Here is a 5,397-nt window from a genome sequence, read left to right on the forward strand (position 1 = left end):
AAAAAGTTGAAATCAAAAAAATAACAATAAAATAATAGTTTTTTCTAAAGCATGCTCTCATAGAAATGAGAGCATGCTTATTTTTATTACTAAGTTTCAGGCTGCTTTATTCTCGGAATTATAAAAAATCAATTAAATAAGGAGATTCCTATGAATAACATAAATTGTGTCCTTTCCTGCAACCTTTTTGTCATAGAACCGGAAATACAATATGTTATTTGACGACAATGTAACTCCAAACACTTTAAGCTCCCTTATGAATTCCGTTCCTGGCGGGATAATGATTTTTCATGCTTTGGAAGATAGCAGATTTTCAGTATATTACTTCAACGATGCTGTTGCATTACTTTTGGGATACTCGAAAAATGAATTTCGTACACTAATTGAAAAAGATCCATTTGTACTTGTTCATCCAGTAGACCGGGAACGAATTACACGTATAATTACACGCTTATATTTCTTACCCAAGAAAAAATCTTTTAAAGGAAATTTTCGCTTTTGTCATAAAGATGGAAGTATAAAATGGATACTATTCAAAATTAATAAAGAAGAAAAAGCAGGGGAAACGGCATTCACCGCTATCTTAATAGATATTACTCGAGAAAAAGAGTTTTCAGAAAAGCTGCTTGTTTGGGACGAACTCGACCAACTCACAAGAATCTATAATAAAAAAACATTTTTTAAAAAAACCGAAGAACTATTACATGAGTACAGAGACACAAACTTTACCTTTATTTTGTTTGATATCAATAATTTTAAAATAATCAATGACATGTTCGGCCTTGAACAGGGTGATATCGTTTTAAAAAACATTGCGAAAACCCTGAAAAACAGCTTACACCACGTAGGAACATATGGACGCCTTGAGTCGGATAATTTTGCAGCATGCATGCCTTCCTCTCTATTCAACGTAGAATCCATTATTAATGAAATAAGACAGTGCTTTATTGATTTAAATATCGATTCAGTCATCTCAATCAGCCTTGGGATCTATGAGATAGAAGATCCAACTCTTTCTGCTGATAAAATCTCCGACAGAGCACAGCTTGCTCTTAAAAGTATAAAGGAAAATTTATCACAGGAATTTGCTTTTTATGACGACAAGTTGCATGGGGTTCTCATGTTTGAACAAAAACTTTCTCTCGAAATACAAGAAGCTTTCGAGAAATCGGAATTTGAACTATATTTACAGCCAATATACAGCATTTCTGAACGTAAAACAGTCTCCGCAGAAGCGCTTATCAGATGGAACCATCCCACAAGAGGACTGCTCCCTTCAGACATCTTTGTACCAATATCTGAAAAGAAAGGCTTTGTTACAAAACTTGATACTTTTATAAGAGAAGAAGTATGTCGTTATCTAAACGAAAGACAAAAAAAGGGAAAAGAGATTTTCCCTATTTCTGTGAATCTATCTCGTCTAAACATTTACAACAATAATTTCTGTGAAGAACTTGCCAAAACCGTAAGAAACTACGGGTTAAATCCAGAATACTTGCGCGTCGAAATAACAGAAAGTGCATATATTTCAGATCCGGACAGACTTATACAATTCATTGAAAAACTAAATCATTTTGGCTTTACTGTAATGATGGACGACTTTGGGAGCGAATATTCATCTTTAAAAATGTTAAAAGAAGTTCCTGTTGATATTCTAAAAATAGATAAGTCTTTTATAAAAGACATTGAATTCTCTTCTCGTGGCAGCTCTATTTTAAGCAGTGTAATTCGTATTGCTCGTTGGCTTGACATAGGCGTGATCGCTGAGGGAGTGGAATCTGACAACCAGCTTAATTTTCTTCGCAGTATGGGTTGTGACTTTATTCAAGGGTTTCACTTTTCGAAACCTCTGACAACAAAAGCTTTCGATGAGTTTTTGGAAGGGAATTCAAACATTTCGTTATTACAAGAAGCTTCAATGCCCTTTAATAAATATGATTTAGATTTTATCTGGAAATCTGATGAACATGCAAACTTTATGTTCAACAGCATGCTAACCATTTCTGGTATTTATGAGCTCTACGAAAATAGCCTTGAAATTGTACGTGTTAACGACAGTTATTATAAAATTTTCGGAACATCTCCCGATTTATTGTCCAAAACGGCGAAAAATGCCCTGTGCAACGTACATGAAAATGATAGGGCTTTACTGCTGAACACATGCAAAATAGCGGAAAAATCACATAAGGTTGAGACTACCGAAATCAGAAGGAAGAACAATATTTCGGGTAAATTTTTATATGTAGTCGTTAACATCCGTCACTTATGCAACTTAAAAGACCGAGCTGTATTCTTTTTCACTTTTGAGGACATAACAGAAAAACAAAAACATGCCATTGATAATTCTTTCCGTAAGTGCCTCTCTATCATTAAAAATACGTATGATGAAGCATTTAAAATAGACACCATTAATCAAACCTTAACTTTGCTTCATTTATCTGAAGACACACCAGAAACAGAACCAGAAGTTCCTCTCAACAGAGCCATAGAATCCTACTTGGCCTCGGTGCATCCTGAAGATAAGAACTCTGTCATAAGCTTCTTTAATGAAACTTTTTTAAAAAAAGAGAATACAGGAGAAGATAATTTGACTATCACTTACCGCATCATAAAATCTGACAAATATAGATGGGTCACAAACACCATTTATAATTTCAATTACAGATTTGATAGACATATCTTTATTTCTTGTATAAAAAACACAGATGAAAAGAATGAACTAGAAAAAATAAAATCTGAATTAGCTTCTTGTCAAAAACATCTTGAGTTAACAGATGAAAAAGTTAGTATTTTGATGGAACACAGTGATGTAGAACTCTGGGAATACGACGGCCTCTCTGGAAACTTTTCTCTTGTGGCTAAATCCAACGATAGAGAGAACAAAAAAATATTGGTGCATAAAGACGTTTTACTCAATAAAAAAGATAGTTTTTCACAAGAATCTCTTCTAGCTTTAAAAAATATGATTAGAAAGTTAGACAACAGAGAAAGTAAGGTTTCGGCTACATACAGCGTTAAAGAAAAGAATGGCGAATTACTCTGGAAAAAGGCATTCTACACCTCAATATCCGACAAAGAACATGAAAGCGCAAAGGCTACCGGGATAGTAATAGATATTACTCAAGAAGAGAATTTACGGCGACTTCGCAACAGTGAAGCTCATTTTAAAAACCATCTTGTAAAAAATACAATTGCATTTTTTGAATGTAATTTAACTACTGATGAAATTATTACAAAAGAATTTCTGATTGAGCGGAATATCTCTCCCGACACAACTCTTGAAGAAATTATTAACAAGCACTTTATTCCAACTCTTTATCCAACAGATAGAAAACTTATACCTCTAAGAAAGACTTCCAAAGAAACCAGTACCACTTCAGTGGAAAAAGAAGAAATGGTATATTTTGAAGTTAGGATGCGTTCAATTGATGGACAATTTGATGGATATAGATGGCGAAGCGTAACAATTGACTACACTACTGACCCATTCACCTCGCAACGGCACGCTTTTGTGTATCTAAGAGATATTCACAAAAATAAAACAGAAGAGTTGCTCATGAGAGAAAAAGCCTCACACGATCCTCTTACCGGTCTTTTAAATCGAGTGGCTTTTGAAGAACAGGTAGCCGCAGCATTAGGTACGGATAGAAGATTATATGTTCCCGGAGCTTTTTTAATTATGGATATAGACAATTTCAGAAACATAAATAACTCTTTAGGACACCTTAAAGGTGATGAAGTCATACGTCATGCGGCAAAAACTCTTCGCTCTATTTTCCGTTCAAACGACATAATAGGTCGAATCGGTGGAGATGAAATGGCGGTTTTTATGACTAATATCACGAATAAGGCATTCTCTTTGAAAAAAGGTGGCATGCTTTGTGATGCATTTAAAAACTGGCAAAACAAGGAAAATCTCCAGAACATAATAACTTGCTCCGTGGGGATTGCCATGGCTCCAATCAACAATATTTCTTTTGAAAATCTCTATGATAAGGCCGACAAAGCGCTCTACCTTGCAAAGCAAAAAGGAAAAGATTGTTGTTGCTTATACGTCGATTCTGAAAAGCTCAATTAAAACCATTTTTCTTCTACGTTAACAAATAATTATCTGTGTTTCTGCTCTGTACAATACCGACTTTTTCATGTTACATGTTAAAATAGTTTTATGTATATTTAATAAAAATAAGGGGTTATCTTCATTTTAACTCCCAGTTGATTGGTGATTTTTTTTGGTCAAATCAATACTAAAAAAATATAAAATAAAAATTTTCGTAGCGCTTTCCGTGATTCTGCTGCTTTGCTTCGCTATCATGACGCAAATAGATTTTCTCGGAGATTTCGTGCTTTCTGAGTTAAATAAGGCCATAACCGAAAGATTTGCTGCGGAACTTTCTTTAAATCCTGTTTCCGGAAATCCAATTACTGGATTTCAAATAGATAATTTTTCTTTGTTACGTTCAGATAAGAAGCTGATAGAGATTGATAAAGCAGAATTAAATCTATCTTTTATAAGCTTAATAAAAGGAAAGCCGCGACTCTCTCTGCTCAAACTTGACGGCATTAGATCTGATTACGACTCTTTACTTGAGCTGATGCCAGAACAGAAATTCCCAACTAAAGAACTAGATATCCCTATCGACAAAATTCGGCTTGGACATGCTGAAATAGGTTCCCCTTGGGGGACCTTAAAATCGGAGAAGAGTTCCGTCAGGCTGTTAAATTCTTTTCACTATGACATTATTTTTAAGGGTTCTTTAGCCGAAAAGAAACTCTATGTTGCCGGCACAGTCAAGAAAGATGGAGATAATTGGCAATATAACGATGGTTCCATCGTATTTAACGATGGAAAGATCTCAATTGATGGTTCTATATATCCCCAAAAAGATTTTAAATTTAAAACACATAATTTAGATTTGTCATCTCTCTCTCTACATCCCAAATTTAAACCTTATGAAATAAAAGGACATCTCTCCTCTTCTGCGGTTGTCAAAAGTGTTGGGGCAGACTTGGAAATTAGCTGTGATGGAGAGATAAAAGACACCGTACTAAAAAACATTCCTCTTCCTATGCTTAAATTTGAGGCAATTTATAATAACGACTTACTAAAAATTGAGTTATTAGAATGCCAGGTTTTTAATTCTTCACTGTGTGGGGAGCTCATTGTCGATAAAACCAGAGAAATTGCCGGGCTTGATTTTGACTTACATGCTGAAAATTTAAAATTTAATGAATGGACAGACAAGTTGATAAAAGACTCAACCCCGTCGCAGACTCTGCCCAAAGGCAACATTAAATCCTTGGATATGAATATCAAAGGCCCTGTCGATTCACTTTCTGGTGAAATTAAAATCGCTCCATCAAATATAGAATACGGCAAACTAGAATTTAAAGATT

At 34.6% G+C, this 5,397-nt stretch carries 2 protein-coding genes; both read left to right on the plus strand.

Going from position 1 to position 5,397, the window contains the following annotated elements:
- Positions 1-256: 256 nt before the first annotated feature.
- Positions 257-4,078 (plus strand): EAL domain-containing protein, encoded by a 3,822-nt coding sequence (locus GXZ13_06205; GenBank protein ID NLX75407.1) that lies wholly within the window; start codon positions 257-259, stop codon positions 4,076-4,078.
- 154 nt (positions 4,079-4,232) lie between these two features.
- Positions 4,233-5,397 (plus strand): hypothetical protein (locus tag GXZ13_06210; GenBank protein ID NLX75408.1); only part of this gene is annotated, 1,165 nt, incomplete at its 3' end.

The organism is Synergistaceae bacterium, from assembly GCA_012728235.1.
GTDB lineage: Bacteria > Synergistota > Synergistia > Synergistales > Synergistaceae > JAAYFL01.